Raw genomic sequence first — 26,488 nt, 5'->3', positions numbered from 1 at the left:
ACGAGCGCATCGTCACATAGAATGGGACTTCTATCTGGGCGCGGGAATTTTCCTGTATCAGTTGTGCCGCCATTTCGCCCATAGATTTAAAGTCGGTAGAAATGGTGGTAATACCATTGAGAATGAATTTTTTCAGCGGCGTTTCATTATAAGAGATCACCCCTACATCTTTGCCGATCTGCAGATCCAGGGAGATGATCCGCTCGATCAGCAGTACCAAATCGCTTTCCCTCATATTTATATAAACATCTCCCGGCTGCATTTCTTCTACCGTAATATCATCTACCTTTTTACTGTTGAAAGCATAGTTCTGGCAGAATTGTACGAAGCCTTCATAAATTTCTTCAGGGTAATAGGTATTGTCGGGAAAAATGATCTTCAGGGTATGGTAACGTTGTAATTTATCCTTGGCCTTTTCCAGCGCCCCGTAAATATCTTCCTGGAAGTTTTCATATACGGCGCCGTATTCGCCGGTCACTCCTTTCAGCTTTTTGTCAAGCAAGATGAGTTTTTCTTTCGGAATGGTATTGATCACTTCATCCACATGCTCCCAGCGTTCCCGGAAATGTGGCAAAATAACAACATGTGTATACTCGTTCAGGTTTTGGGATAACAGCTTCTTGAAGAGGCTGAAATCGCTGTTGTAGATATAGAAATCTATGTTCGCCTGTTTACCCAGTTTATCTGCAAAAGAATCATATATGATCTTTTTATGTTCGCTAAGTTTATTGAATAACAGGAGGATCTTATATCGCTGATCGAGATTTGTTTGTTGTACATAATATCCTTTGCCCGGAACAGAACCAAGTATGCCCAGGCCTTTCAGGTATTTATACGCCTTTTCGGCGGTATCCCTGGATATTTCAAATGCATAGCTCACTTCATTGATAGACGGCAAAATATCGTCCTGCTGCACTTTTTTGTCGACAATCGCCTTGATAATTGAATTGGCAAGCTGGTAATACTTAGGTGTTGCAGAGAAATCGTCTATGAACAGGTACTTAAAAATCGGATGTTGCTTCATACGCGGCAGATATATAAATGGCTGCTATAATTATGCTGGAATTCCCAGCAATGATAAGGATTTAATTCAACAATAAAAACGGTAAAGCAGAAGCATGACAGTACATGACAGTTTAAAAAAATGCTTGTTATATTTTTATGCTCATAAGTTCTCCACGTTATAAAATTATTGATAACATTATGCAAGCTTTATTGGGCGTTTTATTCCATTTTATAGGCGGTTTCGCCTCCGGTAGTTTTTATATTCCCTATAAAAGAGTGAAAGGTTGGAATTGGGAAAGTTACTGGATTGTTGGTGGTTTGTTCTCCTGGTTGATCATTCCGTTCATTGCTGCCTGGTTAACTGTACCCGGCTTTATGGATATCATCGGCGCTACCCCAGGCAACGTATTGTTCTGGACATATTTCCTGGGCGTATTATGGGGGATTGGCGGATTAACTTTCGGCCTCTCTATGCGTTACCTGGGCATGTCGTTGGGCATGGCGGTAGCCCTGGGCTTCTGTTCTGCATTTGGCGCTTTGATCCCGCCTATTTACCGCGAATTCTTCTCTGATGATCCTAATAATTTTACCGCCATGCTCCATAGCAATAAAGGCATGTTCGTATTATTAGGTACCCTGGTTTGCCTGGCGGGAATTGCCATCTGCGGCAAGGCAGGTATGATGAAAGAAAAGGAGCTGTCGCACGAACAGAAAACCGCTACTATACAGGAATTTAACCTGCGCAAAGGCCTTGCGGTGGCTATTGTTTCCGGTATCCTCAGCGCCTGCATGAGCTTTGCCATATCCGCAGGTAAAACCATGGGCGATGCTGCGGTGGCAAATAATGCTAACCCATTATTTAAAAATAATGTCATCTTTGTAGTAATTATGTTAGGAGGTTTAACTACTAACCTGATATGGTGTGTGTTCCTGAATAAACGCAATCAATCGTTTGGTGACTATACGAATAAATCGACCCCGTTAGCCCGGAATTATTTCTTTGCGGCTTTGGCCGGCACCACCTGGTTTTTGCAGTTTTTCTTTTACGGGATGGGAGAAAGTAACCTCGGCAATGACGCCAGTTCCTGGATCCTGCACATGGCATTTATCATCCTGATCTCCGGTGTCTGGGGCTTTGTGTTGAAAGAATGGAAGAATGCCAGCCGTAAAACATTATCGACTATTTCCCTCGGTATATTCACAATTATTTTATCTGTAGTGCTTGTAGGGTATGGTAATTCTCTCAGTAATTAACCTGCGCATTTCGCAAATTAAAAACGTTAAAAACTATATAGTATGTCTTTAGATGGAACTACTACTCAATTCAAGCATGTCAGCTATTTATGGGATGAAGCAACAGCCGCCTCTATGGCTGGTGATGAAGTTGCCTTGCTGATCTATCGTTCCAATTTACTCGGTGCAGATCTGCGCCTTACGAACTACGGTGGAGGAAATACCTCCTGTAAAGCTATGGCAAAGGATCCGCTCACTGGCGAACCGGTAGAAGTAATGTGGGTAAAAGGTTCAGGTGGTGATCTTGGTACACTGAAGAAAAGTGGGTTAGCGGCTTTATATGTTGATCGTCTTCGCAGTCTTAAGAATATCTACAGGGGCATTCAGCATGAAGATGAGATGGTAGAACTGTTTAATCATTGCATTTATGATCTGAGTTCCAAAGCTCCGTCCATTGATACCCCGTTGCATGGCTTCCTTCCTTTCAAACATATCGATCACCTGCACCCGGATGCCGCCATCGCCATTGCTGCGGCAAAAGATGGCAAACGTATCACCGAAGAGCTGTTTGGCGGCACTATCGGTTGGGTGCCCTGGCAGAAACCAGGATTCGACCTGGGGCTGCAATTAAAACAATGCCTCGACGAAAATCCGGGTATCCGCGGTATCATGCTCGGCTCTCACGGTCTCTTCACCTGGGGCGATACAGCTTACGAAAGCTATATCAATACCCTGGAAGTGATCGAACGTTGCGCCGCTTACCTGGAAGAACATACTGGCCGTACCAAACCGGTGTTTGGCGGCGCCAAAATACAGTCCCTGGAGCCTGAAGCCCGTAAAAAACAAGCTGCCGCACTGGCGCCGGTATTGCGCGGATTCTGCTCTTCTTACCAGAAAATGGTAGGGCATTTCACCGACGATGCCCGCGTATTGGAGTTCATTAATTCCAAAGACCTGGATCGCCTGGCCCCGCTGGGTACCAGCTGCCCTGATCACTTCCTTCGTACCAAGATCAGCCCGCTGGTGTTAAACCTGGCGCCCGACGCTGACCTGGGTAATGTGGCAGCGCTGAAGGAGGGACTGAAACCGCTTTTCGAAGCTTACAGGCAGATGTATGCCGACTATTATAACGCATGCAAGCACCCTAACAGTCCGGCTATGCGCGATCCTAACCCCGTGGTGATCCTTTACCCGGGTGTGGGTATGTTCACCTTTGCGAAAGACAAACAAACCGCAAGAGTGGCCGCAGAATTCTATATCAACGCGATCAACGTAATGAAAGGCGCGGAGGCAGTATCTGAATATACTTCCTTACCTCGCCAGGAAGCTTTCAATATCGAATACTGGCTGCTGGAAGAAGCGAAGCTGCAAAGAATGCCGAAGCCTAAAGCGCTGACAGGCAAAATTGCACTGGTTACGGGCAGCGCCGGTGGTATTGGTAAAGCCATCGCAAAAAAATTCGCTGAAGAAGGCGCCGTGGTAGTGATCAACGATAATGATGCACAACGCCTCGGCACCGCAACAGAAGATTTTAACCGCCTGTTCGGTAAAGACGGGTTCGCAGCGGAAGTACTGGATGTTACAGATGCAGCATCTATCCGCAAAGCCTATGATACTGCGGCGCTGGCATTTGGAGGGGTAGACATCGTGGTGAACTGCGCCGGTTTGTCTATTTCCAAACCATTGGAAGAACATACAGAAAAAGACTGGGACCTGTTATATGATGTGTTGGTAAAAGGCCAGTTCCTTGTAACCCAGCAGGGCATCGAGATCATGAGAAAACAGGGTACAGGGGGAGATGTGTTGAACATTGTAAGCAAGAATGCGCTTGTTTCCGGTCCTAACAACGCCGGCTACGGTTCGGCAAAAGCGGCCCAGCTGCACCTCAGTCGCCTGAATGCCGCCGAACTGGGTAAAGATCATATACGCGTGAACGTAGTGAACCCGGATGCTGTGATATCCGACAGCAAGATCTGGGCTGGCGCATGGGCTGAAGGCCGCGCAAAGGCTTACGGTGTTACCGTGGAAGAGTTGCCTGCTTACTACGCGAAAAGAACATTGCTTAACGAAATCATCGTGCCTGAAGATATTGCCAACGCCTGCTTTGCATTTGTAGGCGGGTTGCTGAACAAGGCTACCGGTAATGTACTGAACGTGGATGGCGGCGTAGCAATGGCCTTTGTGAGATAAAGTGATTATCTTTTCTTACCTACTAAAACATTAACAATGCAGATCGAAAAATATAAAATCGCTGAACATAATGATTCATTGGCCCCTTCGCTGAAGCGGGCCTATGAATTCCTGGCGGGCGAGATAAATGATGCGGAAAGCATCATCCGGAAACTGACAGATTTCCAGGTAGCTATTCCCAGCTGGGCTTTAGGTACAGGCGGTACGCGCTTTGGCCGTTTCCCCGGCGGGGGCGAACCACGCAACCTGGAAGAGAAAATAGAGGATATAGGGCTGCTGCACCAGCTAAACCAGTCGAGCGGCGCCATCTCCCTGCATATTCCCTGGGATATCCCTTCCAATCCTTCTCATATCAAGGCATTAGCCGCCCAGCACGGCCTCCGTTTTGATGCGATGAACTCCAACACCTTCCAGGATCAGCCAGGACAGGCGTTGAGCTACAAATTCGGTTCATTGCAGAACGTGAACAAAGCTATCCGCCAACAGGCCATAGATCATAATATCGAAGTGATCAGGCATGGTATTGAACTGGGATCAGAGTCCTTAACCGTTTGGTTATCTGATGGCTCTTGTTTCCCTGGCCAGCTTAATTTCCGCCATGCTTTTCAGAACACCCTGGAAGGATTGCAGGAGATCTACAAACACCTGCCGGATAACTGGAAGATGTTTGTGGAGTATAAAGCAGCGGAACCTAACTTCTATTCGACTACGGTAGGAGATTGGGGCCAGTCGCTGCTTTATGCGCAGAAACTGGGTCCTAAAGCTTACACGTTGGTAGACCTGGGGCACCATCTGCCCAATGCCAACATCGAACAGATCGTTTCATTGCTGCTGATGGAAGGCAAACTGGGAGGTTTCCATTTTAATGATTCCAAATATGGAGATGATGACCTGACAGTAGGCTGCATGAAACCTTATCAATTATTTCTTATATTCAATGAGCTGATCGAAGGAATGGACGCTCGTGGAATGAATCATAACACTGATCTGGGATGGATGATAGATGCTTCTCATAACGTCAAAGATCCGTTGGAAGATCTCTTGCAGTCGGTAGAAGCGATTATGATCAGCTATGCCCAGGCTTTGCTGGTAGATCGCAATAAGCTGCTGGCGGCGCAACAGGAGAATGATGTGGTAACAGCGCAGGAAGTACTGCAACAGGCTTTCCGGACAGATGTACGTTCTTTGGTAGCAGAAGCAAGAAGAAGAGCAGGGGGCGCCATCAATCCAATTGCACTTTACAGGTCTGAAAAAGTGCGCGACCACCTGATTAAGGAAAGAGGAGCCAAAACTATGGCAACCGGTTTGTAATTTTTTAGCGTATTTATGAGTCAAATTCCCGTTATAGCCATCTTTGATGTTGGCAAAACCAACAAGAAACTGTTCCTGTTCGACGAACAATACCGGATCATCCTGGAACGGACCGCGAGATTTACTGAAACTACTGATGAAGATGGAGACCCTTGTGAAAACCTGGAAAGTCTCAGGCTCTCCGTTTTCGATTCGTTAAGAGAGGTTTTCAGGCGTAAAGACGTGGCAATAAAGGCGATCAACTTTTCGACCTACGGCGCAAGCCTGGTGTATATCGATGAAGAAGGCCGCCCGCTTACCCCGTTGTACAACTACCTTAAAGCCTACCCGGAAGCGTTAAGCGAGCAGTTCTACAATACTTATGGCGGGAAAACAGCTTTTTCGGTACAAACAGCATCTCCTGTATTGGGATCGTTAAACAGCGGGATGCAGTTGTACCGGTTGAAATACGAAAGACCGGAGGTATTTGCGAAGGTAAAATATGCCCTGCACCTGCCTCAGTACATGAGCTACCTGGTAACTGGTCAGGCTTGTTCTGATATTACCAGCATCGGCTGTCATACCAACTTCTGGGATTTTCAGCAAAATAACTATCATACGTGGGTAACAAAGGAAGGGGTGCTGGAAAAGCTGGCGCCTCTCCTTATTTCTTCTGAAGTATTGCCCGCCACATTCCCGGGAAGCGATTATGCAGTAGGCGTGGGCCTGCACGACAGCAGCGCTGCACTGATCCCTTACCTGGTGAATTTCCATGAACCTTTCGTGCTTATTTCCACCGGTACCTGGTGTATCAGCCTGAACCCGTTCAATGACACTCCTCTTACCAACGAAGAATTAGAGGCAGATTGTTTATGCTATATGACTTTCCAGGGGAAACCCGTTAAGGCTTCCCGTCTTTTTGCCGGTTATGAACACGAACAACAGGTGAAGCGTATTGCCGCTCATTTTAACCAGCAACCAGCCCGGTACAGGAGCGTGGAGTATGATAGCCGCATTGTTCGCAGCCTGCAGGAACGAAACGCCGGCGAAACTTACCGGGCGCCTGATAAAACGCAGCTGCAAACCTCCGTATTCGGGCAGCGCGACCTGGGCGCTTTTTCCTCCGATGTAGAAGCTTATCATCAACTGATGATCGATATAGCCAACCAGCAATATATTGCTACCAAAAGAGTATTGGACGGAGCCGCGGTAAAGCGTATATTCGTTGATGGTGGATTCAGCAAAAATGCGATCTATATGAACCTGCTGGCAGGACTTTTCCCGGACATTGAGATCTTCGCCGCATCAATGGCGCAGGCTACAGCAATGGGAGCAGCGCTGGCTATTCATAATGCCTGGAATAGCAAACCGCTGCCAAACGACCTGATTGAGCTCAAGTACTATTCCGTTACGCATGATGCCGCCATCTAACGTGTAATTTAACAGCTTCATACTATGCAGATGCGTTTCTTTTTCTTCCTTGCCTGTTGCCTGCTGTCTTTCCATGCGCAAGCACAAAATGTTATTCCGCTGTATCCTGGTCTGCCTCCCGGCGGGATTGCCGCCAGGAACGAAGAAACAAAAGATGATGGCGACAACAGGAGACTGGTGAGCGAACCTACTTTAACGCTCTTTATTCCACCTAAAGAAAAAGCTACCGGCGCCGCTGTAGTGATCTGCCCTGGCGGCGGTTACAGCACCGTGGTATATAAACGCGAAGGAACGGATATCGCAGATTTTTTCCTGAAACAAGGTATTGCAGCCATTGTTGTAAAATACCGCCTGCCTTCCGACAAGATCATGAAAGACAAAAGCAGCGGTCCGTTGCAGGATGTGCAGCAAGCCTTCAAAACGGTAAGGCAACATGCAGCCGAGTGGAATATAGATACCAACCGAATTGGTATCATGGGCTTCTCTGCCGGCGGTCACCTTGCTTCCACTGCAGGTACGCATTTCGACAGGCCGGTGCTGGCAGAAAATGCAGGAGTGAATCTCAGACCCGCATTTATGATACTCGTGTACCCGGTGATCAGCATGGAAAAATACCTCACGCATCCCGGTTCCCGCAGAAACCTGCTGGGAGAGAACCCGGACGAAGATAAAGTAAGATACTATTCAAACGACCGCCAGGTCACCCTGCAAACGCCTCCTACTTTGTTATTCCACACGGAAGATGACAAGGTAGTGGACGTAGACAATTCTATTGCTTTTTACCAGGCATTACGTCGTGCGCATGTTCCGGCGGAAATGCATCTTTACCCGGAAGGGGATCATGGATTTGTGCTCAAACTGCAGCGCGATGCATGGATGCAGATCATTATGAAATGGCTGGGAAGAACAGGGATGCTGAATGCCGATAATCCCCTGTTGCAGGGAGGTACAGGACAGTTATACTAATACTCTTTTCTATTTTAGGGATTGTTGTTGATAGCCTGAAATGCTATGGCATGGCAGACAGGGAAACTTTTGCCCTATACATACAGAATGAACTAAAACCAACAGGGTAAGCCAATCCCTGTTTTCAAATTCTACTTATGAATCAACTGATACTGAGAAAAAGAATCGGATGCAGCCTGGTTGCTGGTATGCTGACGGCTTCTGTTGCCGTTAACGCCCAGCAGGGGCCTATGCTGAAAGGATTTATAACTCCTCCCGAAACAATCAAACCAAGCGTTTACTGGTACTGGATGAGCGATAACGTTTCTGTTGAAGGTGTTAAAAAAGATGTGGAAGCGATGCAGAAAGTAGGCATCGGTCGTGCATTCATTGGTAACATTGGTTATGCGAAAGAAGAGGTGCCTTATGGTACCGTAAAATTATTTTCGGATGAATGGTGGAAAGCTACGCATGCAGCCATTAAAACTGCTACAGATAAAGGTATTGATATCGGCATGTTCAACAGCCCGGGCTGGAGCCAGAGCGGAGGCCCATGGATCAAACCAGGCCAGTCAATGCGTTACCTGGCAGGTAACGAGGTGCGCGTAGACGGCGGCCGGCAGGTGAACGTAAAGTTCCCCACTGTCTCAACGGACTTTCAACAGGTAGCGGTGATCGCTTTCCCCGAACCGGCAGCCGACAGGGAGGAAATAGCCAGGCATAACCCGGTATTGACTTCCAATGCACAGTTCACAAATATCAATGGATTGATAGATGATAATACAGCGGAAGAAGTTAAAACAGCCAAGCCTTTAGGCAAAGGTTCGTATATCGATTTTGAAGTAAAATCAGATTTCACGGCAAGAAGCCTGGTGATCTATCCCGCCGCTAAACCATTCAAGGGTAGTGTGGCCCTGCAGGTTAAGGACGGTGAACAATATCGAACAGTGACTACTTTTGAAATGGACCGCAGCAATCCGCAGGGGAACGTAGGTTTCAGACCCTATGCCCCTGTGGCTGTGTCCTTCGCCCCTGTAAAAGGAAAATCATACAGGCTGGAAGTAACGGGCGGCAACATTATGCTTGCTGAAACAAAACTGCTCACAGCGCCCCGCGTTGAAAGATATGAAGAGAAACAACTCTCTAAAATGTTTCAGACTCCTCTGCCTTTGTGGAACGAATACCAATGGCCTCAACAGGCGACGGTAAATGATCCGGCGCTGGTGATCAATCCATCCGCCGCCATCAACCTGACCAAACAGGTATCCGCCGACGGAACGCTTAACTGGAATGCGCCTGCCGGCAAATGGATCGTGATACAATATGGCATGCTGCCAACAGGCGTGCAGAATGGACCCGCCTCCCCGGAAGGAATAGGGCTGGAGCTGGATAAAATGAATGATGCCTATGTGCAGCATCACTATGATTCTTTTGTAGGAAAGATCAGGAACAGCATGTCGCCTGCCGATCGCAAGTCCCTGAAATGGGTAGTAGCAGATAGCTACGAAACCGGTTCTCAGAACTGGACAGACGATATGGCGGATGACTTCAAACAGAAATACGGCTATGATCCCCTGCCATACCTGCCCGTATTGGGAGGCAGAGTGGTAGGCTCGCAGGACCTGTCAGACAGGTTCCTGTGGGACCTGAGAAGGCTCGTAGCCGACCGGGTAGCTTATAAATACGTGGGCGGACTTCGTAAGGTGAGCAACAAAGATGGTATGAAGATTTGGCTGGAAAACTACGGCCACTGGGGATTTCCTTCAGAGTTCCTGAAGTATGGCGGACAATCGGACGAGATAGCCGGCGAATTCTGGAACGAAGGTTCATTGGGGAATATAGAATGCCGGGCGGCTTCCTCCGCTGCGCATATTTATGGCAAAACAAGAGTGGCGGCAGAATCCTTCACCGCCGGCGGGAATGCGTATGGTCGCTATCCTGCCTTACTGAAGAGAAGAGGCGACTGGTCGTTTACCGAAGGCATTAACCACACATTATTGCACGTATTTATAGAGCAACCGTATGAAGATCGTGAACCAGGTGTGAACGCGGGTTTTGGAACTGAATTTAACCGCAAGAACACCTGGTTTTACCAGGGCAAGGCATTTGTTGATTATATCAGGAGATGTAATTTCCTGCTGCAACAAGGTAAAGTAGTGAACGACGTTGCTTATTTTATTGGGGAAGACGCTCCTAAAATGACAGGGGTAAGAGATCCGGAATTGCCTAAAGGCTATTCTTTCGATTACATCAATGCCGAGGTAATTGAAACCAGGCTGCAGGTAAAGAATGGCAGGCTCGTATTACCCGATGGGATGAGCTACCGCATGATGGTTTTGCCTAAACTGGAAACCATGCGGCCCGAATTGCTGGAGAAGATCAGCCAGTTGGTGAAGCAGGGCGCCGTTATCCTGGGTCCCGCTCCCAAACGCTCTCCAAGCTTGCAGAACTACCCGGCGGCAGATACGAAAGTGCAGCAGTTAGCCACCGAATTATGGGGTAACAGTGCAGAACGCAAAAGAAAGGTAGGACAGGGTACCGTAATGAATGGGCTGACCATGGAGGAAGCCCTGGCCGAAATCGGCCTTCAGCCGGATGTTAAACAATTACCCGCAGAAGCATTATACATACATCGCTCTACGCCGGAAGGAGAAGTTTATTTCATCACCAACCAAGGCGCAGGAGAACTCACGTTATCGCCTGCTTTCAGGGTAACCGGTATGCAACCGGAGTGGTGGGATGCCGTAACCGGCGAAACAAGAGCGTTGCCAGAGTATACCGTGGAAGGCCAGCATACCGTCGTGCCGTTAACGTTAGCACCGGCACAAAGCGGTTTCATTGTGTTTAAAAAGAATGTAGGGAAGAAGGCTTCCGGCAAACAAAATTTCCCGGCTCCGGAAGTGCTTACGACACTGGAAAAACCATGGACGGTTACCTTTGATCCTGCGAAGCGCGGCCCATCAGGTCCTGTTACTTTCGAAAAGCTCACAGACTGGACAGCGAGCAGCGATGAACGGATCAGGGCCTATTCCGGTACAGCGGTTTATACCACTACTTTTGAGGTAAGTAATATCCCGGCAAACAACGCTCTGTACCTGGACCTGGGCGCCGTTAACGTAATGGCTAAAGTAAAGCTGAACGGCGTTGACCTGGGCACCGTGTGGACGGCTCCGTACCGTGTTAACGTAAAAAATGCATTGAAGAAAGGCAGCAACAAACTGGAAGTGGAAGTGGTGAACACCTGGGTGAACAGGCTGATAGGCGACAGCAAGCTGCCGGAATCTGAACGCAAAACCTGGTCTAATGTCAATCCTTATAAACCTACCGACAGTTATCAGCCGGCAGGCCTTGCAGGTCCTGTGGCCTTAATATCCGTTAATTATTAATTCTGTAACTGAACAGCCAGTGATGAACATGAAGCATATACTCCCGGCAGCAGCGTTGTTATTGAGCGCTTATACAGCCAGCGCCCAGCTGCCCCCCATCTTCGACCAAAGCAGGAATGCCACTGTTGAAACCACGCCTACAGTGAGAAAATATTTATCGCCCGTTAAAATTGTCTGGCAGGCAGGAAAAGAAGGCGAAAACGTGATCAATGCCTCCCGTTTCCTTTTGAAAGGGAACGGGCAGGCAGATCTGGCCAACAAGGATATGTGCATCCTGAAAAGTACCAGCAGCGTGCATCCGGCATTGCTGTTCGATTTTGGCACTGAACTCCATGGCGGTTTGCAGATCGTAACCGGTATGAGCAAGGTAAACAAACCCGTTAAGCTCCGGGTACGGTTCGGCGAATCCGTAAGCGAGGCAATGAGCGACATCGAACCGCAGAAAAATGCAACCAACGATCACGCCATGCGCGATATGATCGTTGAAGTGCCCTGGCTCGGCAAACTGGAAGTAGGAAACACCGGTTTCAGGTTTGTAAGAATAGACCTGCTCGATGATAACACCGAACTGCAACTGAAGGAAGTAAGGGCCATTTTCGTATACCGTGATATCCCGTACCTTGGTAGCTTTAAATCCAGCGATCCACTGTTGGATAAGATCTGGATGACAGGCGCCTATACGGTTCACCTGAATATGCAGGATTATCTCTGGGACGGTATCAAACGTGATCGCCTGGTTTGGATAGGAGATATGCATCCTGAAACTTCCACTATCAGCGCCGTGTTTGGCAATAACGAAGTAGTGCCTAAAAGCCTGGATCTCTCAAGAGATATTACTCCCTTACCCGGCTATATGAACGGCATGATCTCGTACTCCATGTGGTGGGTGCTTATACAGCGCGACTGGTTTATGCATACCGGTGATATGAACTACCTGAAGCAGCAGGCCGCATACCTGAAAGGACTACTGGCACAACTGGTAAGTAAAATAGACCCGGTTACCAATTCGGAGAAACTGACAGATGGTACCCGCTTCCTCGACTGGCCATCCAGCGAAAATAAACCTGCCATTCATGCGGGTTTGCAGGCAATGATGGTAATGACCCTACAGGCTGGCGCAGATCTCAGCAAACGCCTGAACGATCATGCAACTGCCGAAAAATGCGCAGAGGCCATCAGCAGGCTAAAAAAATATGTTCCCGAAATTAACGGCTCCAAACAGGCTGCCGCATTGCTTGCGCTGGCCGATATGGCGCCCGCAGAAAAGATCAACCAGGAAGTATTATCAGTAGGCGGCGTAAAAGATTTCTCTACCTTCTACGGCTATTATATGTTGCAGGCAAAAGCCAAGGCCGGCGACTACCAGGGTAGCCTGAACAATATCCGCACTTACTGGGGCGCCATGTTAAACCTCGGTGCTACTACATTCTGGGAAGATTTCAATATGGACTGGCTGCCTAACGCTTCCCGGATCGATGAAGTAGTGAAGCCCGGCCAGAAAGACATCCATGGCGATTACGGCGCCTATTGCTATAAAGGCTTCAGGCATAGCCTCTGCCATGGCTGGGCAAGCGGTCCTACCGCCTGGTTAACCGAACATGTTTTAGGTGTAAGCGTAGTAGAACCAGGCTGTAAAGTCTTGAGAATAGTACCGCATTTGGGCGACCTTACTTTCGCTGAGGGAACCTTCCCAACCCCCTACGGTGTGGTAACCATCAAACACAGGAAGCTCCCCGACGGCAAGATCCAATCGGATATCAAGGCGCCGTCCCAGGTAAAAATCCTGCGGAAGTAGTTGCACGCAAAGAGGCGGAAGGAGGCAAAGAGCGCAAAGGATTTTTTTAAGGGAAATAAGGAAAAAAAGGAGGTAAGGGAAATAAGAAAACAAAGGGAGCGAAGATTATGTTGTATAACACATTCTTCGCTCCCTTTGCCTGTTTGTTTTTTCTAAAAATTCTTCCCTTCGTATTTCACTTAAAAAACTTCGCTCCCTTTACCTGTTTATTTTTCCTAAAAATTCTTCCCTTCTTATTTCACTTAAAAACTTCACTCCCTTATTTCCCTTAAAAAAATCCTTTGCGCTCTTTGCCTCCTTCTGCCTCTTTGCGTGCAACTACGCGAAAGGGTGTACCCACGGGCCGCGATACGGGCGTTTCAGTAAGGCGGTGGCTTCCGGGTCGTTGATAACGATCTTCCGTTGAGGGTCATACGCTAAAGGTCTGCCCAGCTTCATCGAAATGTTGGCAAGGATGCAGCTGGCTGTAGAAATATGCCCTTCTTCTATATCTGCTACCGGCCTGCTTCCTTTCTGGATGGCTTCCAGGAAATTCAGCATGTGCAGGCGGGTAGCCGGTGCGGCATGCAGTTCAATTCCGGGCTCCTGCAGGTCTTCAGGGTATTTTTCTTTTTCGTATACAACATCCTTATGGATAGGTGTGCCGTTTCCTTCAGGCACAAAGTCGTACGACATGGGGCTGCCCGATAGTGTTCCTTTTTCTCCATACAGCTTAAAGCTCCAGGGATATTTGGGATCTGCCGGCGTACCCCAGGTACGGTGTTGCCAGACGCAGTTCAGGCCATCGTATTCAAAGATGGCGTGTTGTGTATCGGCGATGTTGGATTTACCTTCTTTTTGAACATAGATGCCGCCTGTAGAACTGATGCGCTTAGGCCAGCCCAGTTGCAGCATCCATCGTACGGTATCGAACATGTGAATGCACATATCTCCCATGATCCCGTTGCCGTATTCCATAAACGCACGCCACCAGCGTACATGAGGCATGCCGTCGAAAGGCCGCATAGGAGCGGGGCCTGTCCACATTTCATAATCGAAGTATTCAGGAACAGCCTGTAAAGGAGGGTTGCCGTTGTTGCGCATATGATAGTAGCAACACATTTCAACGTGCGATATCTTGCCTAACAGTCCCGCATCTACGATGTTTTTCTTGGCTTCTATCAGGTGTGGGGTGCTTTTGCGCTGGGTGCCGACCTGCACTACCTTGTTGTACTTGCGTGCGGTGGCCAGCATGGCTTCTCCTTCCAATACATCTACGCTGATAGGTTTCTGAACATATACGTTGGCGCCGGATTTCAGCGCCTCAATGGTTTGCAGGGCATGCCAGTGGTCGGGCGTGCCGATAAGTACAATATCCAGCTGGTTTTCGGCCAGCAGCTTCCTGTAGTCTTTATACAATTTGGGCGTCTGGTGTGAAGCCTGGCGTTGACGAACCATTTCGCCTGCGCCTTTCAGCATTTGCTCGTCTACATCACATAAGGCTACTACGTTGACAGGCGCCACCTGTATCAATTTAAAAAGATCGCTTTTTCCATACCACCCGGTACCTATCAGGGCTACACGAAGAGGTTTGGCAGGATAGATAAAGTCAAGGCCGCTTGCCCCTAATGCAGATAAGGCCAGGGTTGCAGTAGCGCCTTTGAGAAAACGTCGTCGGTTAATGTTAAACTGCTCCATACGTGGAATTTTTATATGTAGGGTACGGAGATATTTCTATCTCCACGTTTCAACATACAAAAAATCCTTAAATATTACTACGAAAAAAGTATCAGCTGGCGACAGGCGTTATTTACGGGTTTGACGCTGCAAGAAGAATTCCCGCTACCTCTTTTGAAGGTGAGAGATTTTCTACCTTCCACCAGGGAGGGGACGTTAAAATGCTCAGTACTTTCATGGTTTGGCAATTTGTATCGCCTGGTTGTTTTGTTATGGTTGCGGAGGAAAATTATATGGCATCCATACCGGGTATTGCTGAACAACAGCTTTAACGCTGTCGCTGATGGGAATGCCCCATTTTTCGAAGAAAGGCGCCAGGTTGCGTTGCGTGATGGCCGAGAAATCGCCTACCCACCGGTCGCGCTTGGCCGCATCTGATAACGGCCTCTCAAACTTCGGATCTGCCTTTGCAGCTTCCTGGCATTTCCGGAAAAACGTTTTGAACGACTCCCATCCGAAGGCTTCCTGCAATTGCCTGAAAAGTATCAGCCCTAAAAACGGTTCGTTCTTCCAGGTTTCATAATTCGCTCCATTTGCGAAATATTCTTTCATCAACGCTGTTGTATGAGTATTGCGGATGTCTGAATGCGCGCCATCCCTGCCGCCTGTGAGCCGGTCGAACATATAGAGGGAGAAAAAGTTGCAGCTCACTTCAGTGGTGCCGTCAAATACCCAATCGTAGTTCTGCATGTTGTGACCTATCTCGTGAAAGAAACCCCAGTTGGCGCCTCCTTCGCTGGGAACCAGCAATTTGCCCGGGTCTACCACTATATCGGTTGACAACATATGCATGGTAGGACTGTGATGAACCATGAACGGGTAACCGCTATGCGCATACCCGGCAAAGAGATGTTCATCTATTACCATGCGCTGTGGGCGATAGGGCTTGTCAGGTAATTGCGCCAGTTCCATTTCTCCGCTCACGATCAGATCCCAGAGGGCGGCAACGCTGTCCGGATGTTTAATGGTTTGCAATACGCTGTCGGGCAGCGACAAAATGATCTTATCCGCCATCAGTTCTCCCCAGGGCGCTTTATTTTGTTGCAATTGCCGTTGCCATTCTTCGTTGCTGGTTTGCCCTTTTACATACAGGGGCGACGCAATAGCGCCGTCAATTGTAATATTGCTGCTCCAGGAACTGGTTGCGGGTTCGCAGTTGATATAAACAAGCCCGCCGAATGGACTGGTTACCTTCTTTTTCGTTTTATTGAGTGCAATGTCGGTGATGATATAAGGCATGCGCCGCCAGTCTTCGAACGCCGACCAGCCCGCCTGCAGCGGGTCGGTATGGCAGCCTATCTGCACATGAAGCCCTTTCGCTACCAGGCTGTCTGGTATCTGTATCTCAATAGGTTGCCCCGCTACGGCATACAGGCCGGTGCTGTACATGGTGCTTCTTAACGGGTCGCTGAACGACATGCGGCTTACAATAGGAAGCTGTTCATCCGGTAACTGCTGGTGCCGGATGTTCACCGTCCGCTTTACCTTTTTCGCACCCTCTTTTACAGGGCCGGGAAAATATTTGGCCGAAGCCTGTTCTGTGATATGTTTGTAATCCTCGTTGGTTGACATATATAGGCACCAGCCTGCAATCTGTTTCCTTTCTGAAGTGTCTTTCTTTGAAAAGGTCTGGTATGGGTTGATGACCAGGCTTTCTACGTGTACCGGGCCTTGCTGGGCAAGGGATGGGAGATAGCTGATCACGGCCAGCAACGAGAATAGTTTTTTCATTTATTCGTGTGGTTCTTATAACTAATATAGAACTATGATAGTGTAAACTATCGTTTTTTTATATCATGATAAGACCCCCGATATTATATGGCCAGGTGCTTCCTCAGGTATTCAGCAGTGAACGACTTCCTGTTTTTAAGTAATTCTTCCACCGTGCCCTCGAAAACGATCTGGCCTCCAAACTTGCCGGCGCCGGGGCCGATGTCGATGATCCAATCGGCCTGGGCGATGATGTCCAGGTTATGTTCGATGACCAGCAGGGTGTTTTGTTTACCTGCCAAATGATCCAGGAAGGAAAGCAGTTTTTTTGTATCGCTGGGATGTAGGCCGGTACTGGGTTCGTCCAGCACCAGTATTTTGTTGGTTTCCTTTAATTCCCGGGTTAGTTTTAACCGTTGTCTTTCTCCTCCCGAAAAACTGTCGAGACGCTGGCCTAAGGTAAGATACCCTAATCCTAATTGCATCAGCAGCTCAAACTCTTTGCTAAACGCCGGCTCAGTAAAGAATTGCTGCGCTTTGGTCACGGTCATCCGCATTATATCGGCAATGTTCTGACGTTTGTAGGTATACTGAAGCACTTTAGGATCGAAGCCTGTGCCGCCGCATACTTCGCAGGGCTGTTCTATATCATCCATAAATGCCAGGTCAATTTTTTCGACGCCCAGGCCATTACAGTTTTTGCAGGCGCCTTCACTGTTCCTGCTGAACAGTTTTTCCGAAACTTTATTCTGCTTCGCGAACAGCGCCCTTACAGTATCCGAAAGATGCAGGTAGGTCAGTAAATTAGAGCGTATCCCCGCGGTAAATGCCGATTGGTCTATAATGGTAACGGAAGGATAATATTGCGGCAGTACTTCCGTCATCAGCGTACTTTTTCCCGAACCTGCCACGCCGGTGATCACCGTCATGATGCCGGTTGGTATCTGAACGCTCAGATCCCGGAGGTTATGGGCATTGGCATTATTGATCTGCAGGTACCCGGTTGCCGACCGGGGATTTTTCCTGTAGGTAGGATGATGAGAGAAGTAGGAGCCGGTTTGCCCGGAAGATCTTTTCAGCTCCTTAAAACTTCCTTCAAATATAATTTCTCCGCCTTCTTCACCAGATCCTGGTCCCATATCCACCACATGATCGGCGATTTTGATCAGGTCAGGATCATGCTCCACGATCAGTACCGTATTCCCTTTATCCCTTATCTGCCTGATAATATTGGCAATATGCTGGATGTCTTTGGGATGAAGGCCGATGCTCGGTTCATCGAAGATATAGAGCAGGTCTACCAGGCTGTTTCCGAGGTTCTTTACCATTTTGATCCTCTGGGATTCGCCCCCCGAAAGGGTATCGGTACGCCTGTCGAGGGTGAGGTAGGGTAGGCCGATATTGATGATATTCTGCAGTTTTCTCGTTAATTCCTGGAGGATAGATTCGTAGGTAGTTGAATGGAGAGAATGGATGAAATTCAAGAGGTCATCTACCGACATAGCCGTGCAGTCGGCAATATCCAGCCCGCCGATCTTGCAGGACAGTATTTTTTCGTTGAGCCTTTTTCCCAGGCAGCGGGGACAGGTTTTAGTTGTGATCACTTTCTTCAAAGCATCTTTCCTCGTGGTATTTTCTTTGGAGTCTTTTTTCAGGAAAGCTTTTTCAATCCGGGGGATAATCCCCTCGTATTTTACTGTTTTACCCCATTCGGGAGACGGATGCTCCAGCTTATGTTCGGCTGCATTTAAAAGCAGGTCCCATTCCTCTTTCGTATAGTCTTTCAGCTTTTTATCATTATCAAAGTATCCAGAATGAACATAGCGGGTCCAGCGCCAGCCGCCCGGCTGAAACGTGGGAAACCGGATGGCGCCTTCGTTCAGCGATCGTTCTTTGTCGATGAGGTGTGAAACGTTAACGGTTTGAACATAGCCAAGGCCTTCGCATTCAGGGCACATGCCCTGCGGGTTATTGAAAGAAAAAACATTGGAATAGCCTACGAATGGTTCGCCCATGCGGGAGTAGAGGAGCCGCAGTGCCGCATAAACATCGGTTGCTGTTCCGACGGTCGACCGGGCGTTGCCGCCCAGTCTTTTCTGGTTGATGATAATGGGAACGTTCAGGTTCTCGATCTTCTCCACATCCGGAACACCGTAATGCTGCAAACGGTTCCTGATAAAACTGTGCTGGGTTTCATTGATCTGCCGTTGCGCTTCCGCTCCAATGGTTTCAAAGACCAGTGACGATTTGCCTGAACCAGAAACACCGGTAAAAACAGTAATGCGGTTTTTAGGAATTTTAATGGAGATATTCTTCAGGTTATTCTGTCTTGCGTTCACTACAACAATATCTTTCATACCCAATAAATTTATTAACTTTGTTAATAGTTAACAAAGTTAAGTATATTTATCAATGGACCAATCAAAGCAGCAGTTTTTCGAGATATTCACTGACCTCCAGTGTTATATACTTGCCAACATGAATAAAGGCAACTATAACGGGGTAACAGCCACGCATTATAACATCGTGGAATTTATATACCGGAAGGGGATGGTAACGGGAAGCGAGTTGGCCAGGGCCTTTGGGGTAAGTCAGCCTGCGATTTCCCGACAGGTGAGGTTCCTGGTAGAGAGTGGCTTGCTGGTTCAGCGGCAGAACCCTGGCGATAAAAGGGTATTCTTCCTGGAAGTTACAGAGAAAGGTAAGTTCCTGGTGGATAATTCGGAGAATTTCCGCCATCATGTGACCGCCCGGGCGGCTGAAATTCTTTCCAAATCCGAGTTGCAGCAGCTGTCGGCTTTGCTGGGCAAGGTGTTGGCAGAGGTTAAATCTACGGAGCCATAAATATTTTAAGGCAAGACTTTGACCCGTATCGCCAGCCGTTTTCTTACCTCATTTCTTATCAAGCTACCTATACCGTTTTGCAGTTCCGGTTTTTTGTTTTTACTTTGCGTCATAATGACGTAAACAAATACTAACCTAAGCCGAAAAAGGAAGACGTTAACCTCAGTATTCCGCCCTCGGTAAAAAATGAATGACTATGAACAGGAATCAGCGAATTAAAACAGCTTATGAAACATTGGAGATCCTCGACAATGGCTGTTATATAAATACAAGATCGCAGCAGATCGATTTGCGGGCCGACCTTTCATCCAGCGTTGAACAAACAATTCACTATACGCCAGACGATTTCGAAACGGTATACCAGCGGCGCGACAACTTGCTGGATAACCGGGAAAGATATGATACCCGTATATCCGTCACCGGTGAAACTACTTTTGCAGCCGCCCGGAGATTGGTAGTAGAGGAAGAGAAAACAGGTGTTTGTTGCCTGAACTTCGCTTCTGCGAAGAATCCCGGAGGCGGTTTCCTGGGAGGCGCCCAGGCGCAGGAGGAAGCGCTGGCAAGAGCCAGCGGGCTTTACGCCTCCCTTAAGGCCAGGCCGGCGATGTATGATTACAACAGGGCGAATGGAGATGCATTGTATTCAGACCACATGATCTATTCTCCCAATGTCCCTGTTTTCAGGAATGACCATGACGAGTTGCTGGATAACTACTACACCGTGGATATCCTTACTGCTCCTGCTGTCAATGCAGGAGCGCTTAGAACAAATAGCCCGGAGAAACTGGAGCTGCTGGAACCTGTGATGTTGTCGAGGATCGGGAAATTATTGTCGCTGGCCGTGATCCACAACCAGTCTGTATTGGTGTTGGGAGCCTGGGGCTGCGGGGTATTCAGGAACGAGCCGGCGGATGTTGCCGCATGGTTTGCCTTCCATCTTACCTCTAACCCGGTACTGAAAGGAGCTTTCAGGGAAGTGGTGTTTGCGGTGTATGACAGCTCAGATAAACAAGTGAATAAAAAAGCATTTCAAACAATATTTGAACAGTATGAAGTATAGTAACGAATGGGTAATAGCTCAATGGAACGATCATAAGGCGCCTCCTTTTTTGTTTTTCTGGGGGCATCGGCCTGATAAGAACGGACAGGTCTCCAAAAGTTGTTTCAGCCAGTGGTATGAAGCAGCTTTTGTTGTGGATGGCGTGAGATATCATACTGCCGAACACTGGATGATGGCGTGCAAGGCCAGGCTATTTGCGGACGCGGAGATATTGGAAAAGATCATCAATACACTTTCTCCCGCTACCGTTCAGAACCTCGGCCGGAAAGTGAAACGCTTTGATCCTGCAACCTGGGATGCAAAGAAATTTGACATTGTTGCGGAAGGCAATCTTCACAAATTTTCTCAGCATCCTTCATTAAAAGAATTCTTATTAAACACCGGCGACCAGGTGCTTGTCGAGGCTTCGCCTTACGACAGGATCTGGGGAATCGGCCTCGCTGAAGGCGATCCCCGTGTTAAAAAACCTGCTGACTGGAATGGGCAAAACCTGTTGGGATTTGCCCTGATGGAAGTAAGGGATAAATTAAGAAAACATGAAAACGATTGAGATAAGTAAATTTTTAAGCCTGATCCTTCGGCATAAGCCCGAAACAGTTCAGTTAACCCTCGATGAACATGGATGGGCTGATGTTGATCACCTGCTGGAGCAATGCGCCATCCATGGTTATCATTTTTCAAAAGAAGAACTGTTTAAAGTGGTGGCAGAAAATGACAAACAACGATTTGCCATCGATGAAAGCGGGTCCCGTATCCGGGCCAGCCAGGGGCATACTGTGGCCGTAGACCTGCAACTGGCGCCAGCCACGCCGCCTGCAACGCTTTATCATGGTACCGTAGAGAAATTCCTGGATGCTATCAGGCAGGATGGACTGCAGAAGATGCAGCGAAATCACCTGCACCTGAGCGCTAACCTGGAAACAGCCGTAAACGTTGGCAGGCGGAGGGGCGCCCCGGTGATCCTCACTATCGACAGTGGACGCATGCACCGGGATGGCTTCCTGTTTTACCTGTCGGATAACGGTGTTTGGCTGACGGAGTTTGTTCCCCCGGCGTATATCTCCATTCCCCGGCAATAGGATTGGTTATTAATAAGGCATTTACCTACCTTTGCAGCTTACCCGTAATGTTTAATAAAGGAACATGACCAAGAAGCTCTATCAAAGTATTGATAAATCGATCTTAAAAGCCCTCCCCAATCCATCCAAGGAGAAGTATGAAATGAAGATAAAAGTTCCTGAATTTACCTTCCTCGGTGTTCAGGAACAACCGGATTTCGCTAAATTGTACATCACTTTCTATCCCAAGAACAAGATCATTGAACTAAAGTCGCTAAAACTTTATGTTTATCATCTCAGGGATATTATCGTATCTTATGAAAGGTTGATCAACATCATTTATGATCACATGATGGAAGTCTATGAACCGGATCGTTTGAGGATCACCCTTATCTGCAACCCGCGCGGCGGTATCAGTTCCAAACTGGTGATCGATTCCGACTGGAAAGACAGGGGAGGAAGTGAAAGATTTAAAGACTATCCTGAAAGAGATGAAGAATGGGGGATTTTAATGTAAGATGTTAAACGTTATATAGTATGTCAATTACGAACCAGGCCGAATTGGAAGGTATGAAAAAGGTCAGCGAAGTGGTGGCTGTTACCTTAAAGGCGATGAGAGAATACGCACAACCGGGCATGTCCACTAAACAATTGGATGATTATGGGTATGATGTATTAAAATCATATGGCGCCAGGTCTGCTCCCTATCTGACCTACCGCTTTCCGGGCTGCACCTGCATCAGCGTCAACAACGAAGTAGCCCACGGCATTCCTTCTGCCAAAAAATATATACAGGAAGGCGACCTGATAAACATAGATGTATCAGCCGAGTTAAATGGTTTCTGGGCTGACAACGGCGGATCTTTTGTACTGGGAGCCGATATCCACAAACATCAGAAGTTGGTGGATGCCTCTAAAGCCATTCTTCATAAAGCTATTCAACATATCAAATCCGGTGTTAAGATCCGGCAGATAGGCCGGTTGATCGAAACAGAAGCCGCAGGCGCCGGTTTTACCGTGATCCGCAACCTTGGCGGGCATGGGGTAGGGCGCTCACTGCACGAAGAACCGGAAGATGTGCTGAACTGCTATTCCCGTTACAACCGCCAGCGGTTTCAACTTAACAGCGTTGTAGCAATCGAAACATTCATTTCTACCAAATCCAACATCGCCGCCCAGCTAAACGACGGCTGGACGCTGGTAGGGAACAAAGGGGGATTTGTAGCTCAACACGAACATACCATCGTAGTAACTGATAAAGAACCAATTATTCTTACCGCTGCCAACGGTATCTGGAATTAATAAGACAAAAGGTGGTAAATTTGCCGCCTTATGTCTTTATACACAAAAAAAGGAGCGGTTACCGTTACCTGCAATAAACGCCTTACTCCCTTCCTGGAACAGGAAATCAAAGAGCTGGGCTTTGTTGTGGAAGAAACTTTTGTAACGGGAGTCAGGATCACCGCCTCCATCAACGATTGCATCAGGCTTAATCTCAATCTTCGTTGCGCCAGCCAGGTGCTGTACAGCCTTAAACAGTTCAAGGCGCAGGATGCCAACGATATCTACGATTCTTTACACCAATATCCCTGGGAAACAATTATCTCTCCTGATAAATATCTTTCCATTACCAGCAACGTATTGAATGATACGATCAACAACAGCATGTTCGCCAACCTCAGGGTGAAAGATGCGATTGTTGACAGGTTAAGGGAAAAAACAGGCAAACGCCCGTCTACAGGCGCAGAGCTGTCGGGCGTCGTGATCAACCTGTTCTGGAAGAATGAAGATGCCGAAGTATTCCTTGATACCTCGGGCGATTCGCTTGCCCGGCATGGATACCGCAAGATCCCGGGACGGGCTCCTATGCTGGAAGCGCTGGCTGCCGCCACCATTCTCGCTACAAAATGGGACCGTAAAAGCCCTTTCGTCAATCCCATGTGCGGTTCCGGCACCGTAGCCATAGAAGCTGCTCTCATTGCCACCAATACGAGACCAGGACTCTTCCGCAACAACTACGCGTTCATGCATTTCATCGGGTACGATGAAGAAGTATACCTGCTGGAACGCGCCAGGTTGGAAAAACAAATAAAAGATGTGCCAGGGTTGAAGATCATTGCCAGCGACCTGAGTGAAATGGCGGTCATCAACGCCCGTAAAAATGCCAAAGCAGCAGGGGTAGCAGATCTTATCACTTTTAAAACCTGCGACTTCGAGGCCACGCCGGTGCCGGAGAATACTAACGGTGTCGTATATATGAATCCTGAATATGGGCTTAGGCTGGGAGAAATAAAGGAGCTGGAAGCTACCTACAGCCGCATCGGCGATTTCCTTAAACAAAAATGCGGGGGATATTTCGGCTATATCTTTACAGGAAACCTTGAATTGGCAAAGAAAATAAGACTGAATCCAAACAGGAGGATCGAATTCTATAACAGTACCCTCGACTGCCGGTTACTGGAATATGAGCTGTATGCCGGTACAAGGAGAAAAGATAAATAAAAAATAAGGGAGCCAGCGGCTCCCTTTTATGTTACATTACTTCGCTTACATTCACAGGTCTTGAAAAACTCTCTTCAAGAGAAATAATAGTTTCTGTTCTTTCAATTCCTTTGATATGCTGCAGGTCTTCCTGCAAGATCTTCCTTAACTCGCTGCTATCCCTGCAGATGATCTCTGCAAACATACTGTATGAACCCGTTGTGTAATTCAATCTTACTATCTGCGGGATCTTTAACAGCTGTTTGGCAACTGATTCATATAAAGAACTCTTTTCCAGGTAAATCCCTATGAACGCTAAAACATCAAAGCCGATCGCTCTAAGGTTCACCTGCAAACGGGTACCTTTGATCACTCCCAATTCCTGCAACTTTTTGATACGTACATGGATAGTGCCACCAGATACAAACAGCTTTTTACCAAGCTCCGCATAAGAGATGCTGGCGTCTGTAGACATCTCTGAAATAATTTGTAGATCTAATTTGTCAATATTCAACGGTTGGCTCATTTTAATAAGCAGGTTTAGAATTTTTTCTAAAATTATGTAATTTTTTAGAATTATTCCAAATAAAAGCGGATGAGCTACCCTGCATATCCCCATTTTGACGCGCCTATATGATTTTTTTTGATTAAATTATGGTCACAAAATCCTAGGTAGAATGAAAGATGATGTCTCGAGTCGAACGGCGCAATATATGGCGCTTTTCAGGGCTTTGGAAACTACCCGCCCGAAGAATAACAGATTATTCACCGACCCTTTTGCGATCAACTTCCTTGATAACCAGTTCAAACTTCATGTATATTTAAGCAAATTCATACCTGGTTGGAGAGGTATGGTCGAAAAGCAGATCCGTAAACGCATCCCCGGCGCCCTCTCTTCCGGCCTGGCAAGAACCAGGTATATCGATGACCTGTTGCAGCAAACAATAGAAGCAGGCAACCAGCAGGTGTTTATACTTGGGGCCGGCTTCGATACCAGGTGTTTAAGATTGCCTTTCTTAAAACAGCTGAAGGTGATTGAAATAGATCATCCGCTCACGGCCGCTTATAAACTGAAAAGGCTGTCTAAACGCCTGATACCGGAGAAAGTCTTCTACCACCAGATCGACTTCAACAAACAAAGCCTCGATCAACTCAGCGCTATCAATAACTTCAATTTCTCCATACCCACCACTATTATTTGGGAGGGCGTGACTAACTACCTCACCCAGGAAGCAATAGACAATACCTTCGATTTCCTGCGGCGCTTTACCCCGGGTTCTACTGTCATTTTCACCTATGTCAATAAAGACGTTTTAGAAGATCCTTCGCGTTATGAAGGCGCAGAAAAATTACTCAGCGACCTTAATGAACTGGAAGAGGAATGGCTGACCGGTTTTGACCCGGCTGCTTTACCGGCCTACCTGAACAGCTATCAATTCGAACTGGTAGAAGATGAAAGCGCTACCAGTTATCGTCAACGCTATTTACCCGAAAGAACAGAGAAAGGGTACGAGTTTTACCGGGTAGCCTGTGCGCGCCGCCTCACTGAATAATTTAACAAACCCTTGCACTGCACTGTATTTGAGCTTGATGGGAAATCGCATTTAGGGTATTTTCCGTTGATAAACCTTTTTCAGGTCCTCGTGTTTAAGAGATAAGACACTAAGCATAAAAATCATATTTTATGAAAGCAATTATCACTTCCGCGATACTTGGAATCTTGCTGATATTGGGTGCATGCGGCACTTCAGTGCACATGACCGGAACATGGAAGGCTCCGGAAGCGCCTGCCAGCGGGTTTCACAACATCCTCGTTGCAGCGATCACTTCAAACCTGGCAGCTAAACAATCGGTAGAAACCCAAATGATGGCAGACCTGCAGAAACATGGCGTGGTGGCCGGAAGAAGTGTAGATATCTTCCCTCCAAAATTCAATCCCCTCGATGAAAAGGATAAAACTGCCGCTACCGAAAAGATCACTTCACAAGGGTATAATGCAGTGCTAACAGTTTCGCTGATCCGGAAAGAATCTGAACTGCGTTATGTGCCAGGTACAGTTGGTTATGCTCCTTATCCCGCCTATGGCTGGTATGGAGGCTTCTGGCGTTATTATGGATATATGTACGGATCGCTTTACTCTCCTGGTTATTACACTACCGATAAAACTTATTTCCTGGAAAGCAACCTTTATGATTTGAGTGATGGAGGTAAGCTGGTATGGTCTGGCCAGTCGGAGACCTATAACCCTGGCAGCCTGGAATCTTTTGCGAAGGCTTACGCAGCAAGGGTTTCGGATGCACTGCAGCAATCCGGTCTCTTAAAGTAAATTACTTGCTATTATCCT

21 protein-coding genes are annotated in these 26,488 nt (G+C 47.6%); 16 read left to right on the top strand and 5 right to left on the bottom strand.

What is annotated here, in order from left to right:
* The coding region (locus tag BLV62_RS09785; protein WP_089761139.1) for a winged helix-turn-helix domain-containing protein at positions 1 to 1,024 on the bottom strand (1,024 nt) is incomplete at its 3' end.
* A gap of 179 nt (positions 1,025 to 1,203) precedes the next feature.
* Between BLV62_RS09785 and rhaT the strand changes: the two genes are divergently transcribed.
* The 7 genes from rhaT to BLV62_RS09750 all read left to right on the top strand — a co-directional run bounded on the left by rhaT (position 1,204) and on the right by BLV62_RS09750 (position 13,275).
* Entirely contained in the window at positions 1,204 to 2,259 is a 1,056-nt protein-coding gene (gene rhaT, locus BLV62_RS09780; RefSeq protein WP_089761282.1) for an L-rhamnose/proton symporter RhaT, read from the top strand.
* Positions 2,260 to 2,301: 42 nt separating this feature from the next.
* Positions 2,302 to 4,428 (top strand): bifunctional aldolase/short-chain dehydrogenase, encoded by a 2,127-nt coding sequence (locus tag BLV62_RS09775; protein WP_089761137.1) that lies wholly within the window; start codon positions 2,302 to 2,304, stop codon positions 4,426 to 4,428.
* 36 nt (positions 4,429 to 4,464) lie between these two features.
* A complete protein-coding gene (locus BLV62_RS09770) occupies positions 4,465 to 5,739 on the top strand; it encodes a sugar isomerase (protein ID WP_089761136.1) in 1,275 nt (424 codons plus the stop codon).
* A 15-nt stretch (positions 5,740 to 5,754) separates the two neighbouring features.
* Positions 5,755 to 7,149, top strand: coding sequence for an FGGY-family carbohydrate kinase (locus tag BLV62_RS09765; RefSeq protein WP_089761134.1), 1,395 nt, complete (start codon positions 5,755 to 5,757; stop codon positions 7,147 to 7,149).
* 24 nt (positions 7,150 to 7,173) lie between these two features.
* A complete protein-coding gene (locus BLV62_RS09760; protein ID WP_089761132.1) occupies positions 7,174 to 8,115 on the top strand; it encodes an alpha/beta hydrolase in 942 nt (313 codons plus the stop codon).
* Between the two features lie 137 nt (positions 8,116 to 8,252).
* Entirely contained in the window at positions 8,253 to 11,480 is a 3,228-nt protein-coding gene (locus BLV62_RS09755) for a glycosyl hydrolase (protein WP_089761130.1), read from the top strand.
* Between the two features lie 28 nt (positions 11,481 to 11,508).
* Positions 11,509 to 13,275, top strand: coding sequence for an alpha-L-rhamnosidase-related protein (locus BLV62_RS09750; RefSeq protein ID WP_089761280.1), 1,767 nt, complete (start codon positions 11,509 to 11,511; stop codon positions 13,273 to 13,275).
* Positions 13,276 to 13,593: 318 nt separating this feature from the next.
* Here the strand turns inward: BLV62_RS09750 and BLV62_RS09745 are convergent, their stop codons facing one another.
* The 3 genes from BLV62_RS09745 to BLV62_RS09735 form a co-directional block, all read right to left on the bottom strand.
* Positions 13,594 to 14,952: a Gfo/Idh/MocA family oxidoreductase gene (locus BLV62_RS09745; RefSeq protein WP_089761128.1), complete on the bottom strand. Its 1,359-nt coding sequence runs from the start codon at positions 14,950 to 14,952 to the stop codon at positions 13,594 to 13,596.
* Between the two features lie 249 nt (positions 14,953 to 15,201).
* Positions 15,202 to 16,722 (bottom strand): M60 family metallopeptidase, encoded by a 1,521-nt coding sequence (locus BLV62_RS09740; RefSeq protein ID WP_089761126.1) that lies wholly within the window; start codon positions 16,720 to 16,722, stop codon positions 15,202 to 15,204.
* An 83-nt stretch (positions 16,723 to 16,805) separates the two neighbouring features.
* Positions 16,806 to 19,058, bottom strand: coding sequence for an ATP-binding cassette domain-containing protein (locus BLV62_RS09735; RefSeq protein WP_089761124.1), 2,253 nt, complete (start codon positions 19,056 to 19,058; stop codon positions 16,806 to 16,808).
* Between the two features lie 55 nt (positions 19,059 to 19,113).
* Here BLV62_RS09735 and BLV62_RS09730 point away from each other — a divergent pair, with 55 nt between their 5' ends.
* The 7 genes from BLV62_RS09730 (at position 19,114) to BLV62_RS09700 (ending at position 24,165) form a co-directional block, all read left to right on the top strand.
* On the top strand, positions 19,114 to 19,545 hold the full coding sequence (locus tag BLV62_RS09730) for a MarR family winged helix-turn-helix transcriptional regulator (protein ID WP_089761122.1): 432 nt from the start codon (positions 19,114 to 19,116) through the stop codon (positions 19,543 to 19,545).
* A gap of 196 nt (positions 19,546 to 19,741) precedes the next feature.
* Positions 19,742 to 20,605: a TIGR02452 family protein gene (locus BLV62_RS09725; protein WP_168927884.1), complete on the top strand. Its 864-nt coding sequence runs from the start codon at positions 19,742 to 19,744 to the stop codon at positions 20,603 to 20,605.
* Positions 20,595 to 21,155, top strand: coding sequence for an NADAR family protein (locus BLV62_RS09720; RefSeq protein ID WP_089761118.1), 561 nt, complete (start codon positions 20,595 to 20,597; stop codon positions 21,153 to 21,155). The genes BLV62_RS09725 and BLV62_RS09720 overlap by 11 nt, the downstream gene beginning before the upstream one ends.
* A complete protein-coding gene (locus BLV62_RS09715) occupies positions 21,142 to 21,684 on the top strand; it encodes an RNA 2'-phosphotransferase (protein ID WP_089761116.1) in 543 nt (180 codons plus the stop codon). Before BLV62_RS09720 ends, BLV62_RS09715 begins: the two co-directional genes overlap by 14 nt.
* A 64-nt stretch (positions 21,685 to 21,748) precedes the next feature.
* Positions 21,749 to 22,180, top strand: a complete 432-nt coding sequence (gene queF / locus BLV62_RS09710) for a preQ(1) synthase (RefSeq protein WP_089761114.1) — start codon at positions 21,749 to 21,751, stop codon at positions 22,178 to 22,180.
* A 20-nt stretch (positions 22,181 to 22,200) separates the two neighbouring features.
* Positions 22,201 to 22,965, top strand: a complete 765-nt coding sequence (gene map, locus BLV62_RS09705) for a type I methionyl aminopeptidase (RefSeq protein ID WP_089761112.1) — start codon at positions 22,201 to 22,203, stop codon at positions 22,963 to 22,965.
* A gap of 30 nt (positions 22,966 to 22,995) precedes the next feature.
* Positions 22,996 to 24,165 carry a THUMP domain-containing class I SAM-dependent RNA methyltransferase gene (locus tag BLV62_RS09700; RefSeq protein WP_089761110.1) on the top strand — a complete coding sequence of 390 codons (1,170 nt, stop codon included), beginning with the start codon at positions 22,996 to 22,998 and terminating at the stop codon, positions 24,163 to 24,165.
* A gap of 31 nt (positions 24,166 to 24,196) precedes the next feature.
* Here the strand turns inward: BLV62_RS09700 and BLV62_RS09695 are convergent, their stop codons facing one another.
* The gene (locus tag BLV62_RS09695; protein ID WP_089761108.1) at positions 24,197 to 24,670 is read right to left on the bottom strand and encodes an Lrp/AsnC ligand binding domain-containing protein; all 474 of its coding nucleotides are present in this window, start codon (positions 24,668 to 24,670) and stop codon (positions 24,197 to 24,199) included.
* A gap of 151 nt (positions 24,671 to 24,821) precedes the next feature.
* On the opposite strand from BLV62_RS09695, the gene BLV62_RS09690 reads away from it, so the two are divergent.
* Together BLV62_RS09690 and BLV62_RS09685 are read left to right on the top strand one after the other, a co-directional pair.
* The gene (locus BLV62_RS09690; protein WP_089761106.1) at positions 24,822 to 25,697 is read left to right on the top strand and encodes a class I SAM-dependent methyltransferase; all 876 of its coding nucleotides are present in this window, start codon (positions 24,822 to 24,824) and stop codon (positions 25,695 to 25,697) included.
* A gap of 131 nt (positions 25,698 to 25,828) precedes the next feature.
* The gene (locus tag BLV62_RS09685) at positions 25,829 to 26,470 is read left to right on the top strand and encodes a DUF4136 domain-containing protein (RefSeq protein WP_089761104.1); all 642 of its coding nucleotides are present in this window, start codon (positions 25,829 to 25,831) and stop codon (positions 26,468 to 26,470) included.
* The last annotated feature ends 18 nt before the right edge of the window (positions 26,471 to 26,488 follow it).

Source organism: Chitinophaga terrae (ex Kim and Jung 2007) (assembly GCF_900107795.1).
Lineage (GTDB): Bacteria > Bacteroidota > Bacteroidia > Chitinophagales > Chitinophagaceae > Chitinophaga > Chitinophaga terrae.
The sequence above is the reverse complement of the archived record's forward strand: the minus strand, read 5'-3'. Positions and strand labels throughout refer to the sequence as shown.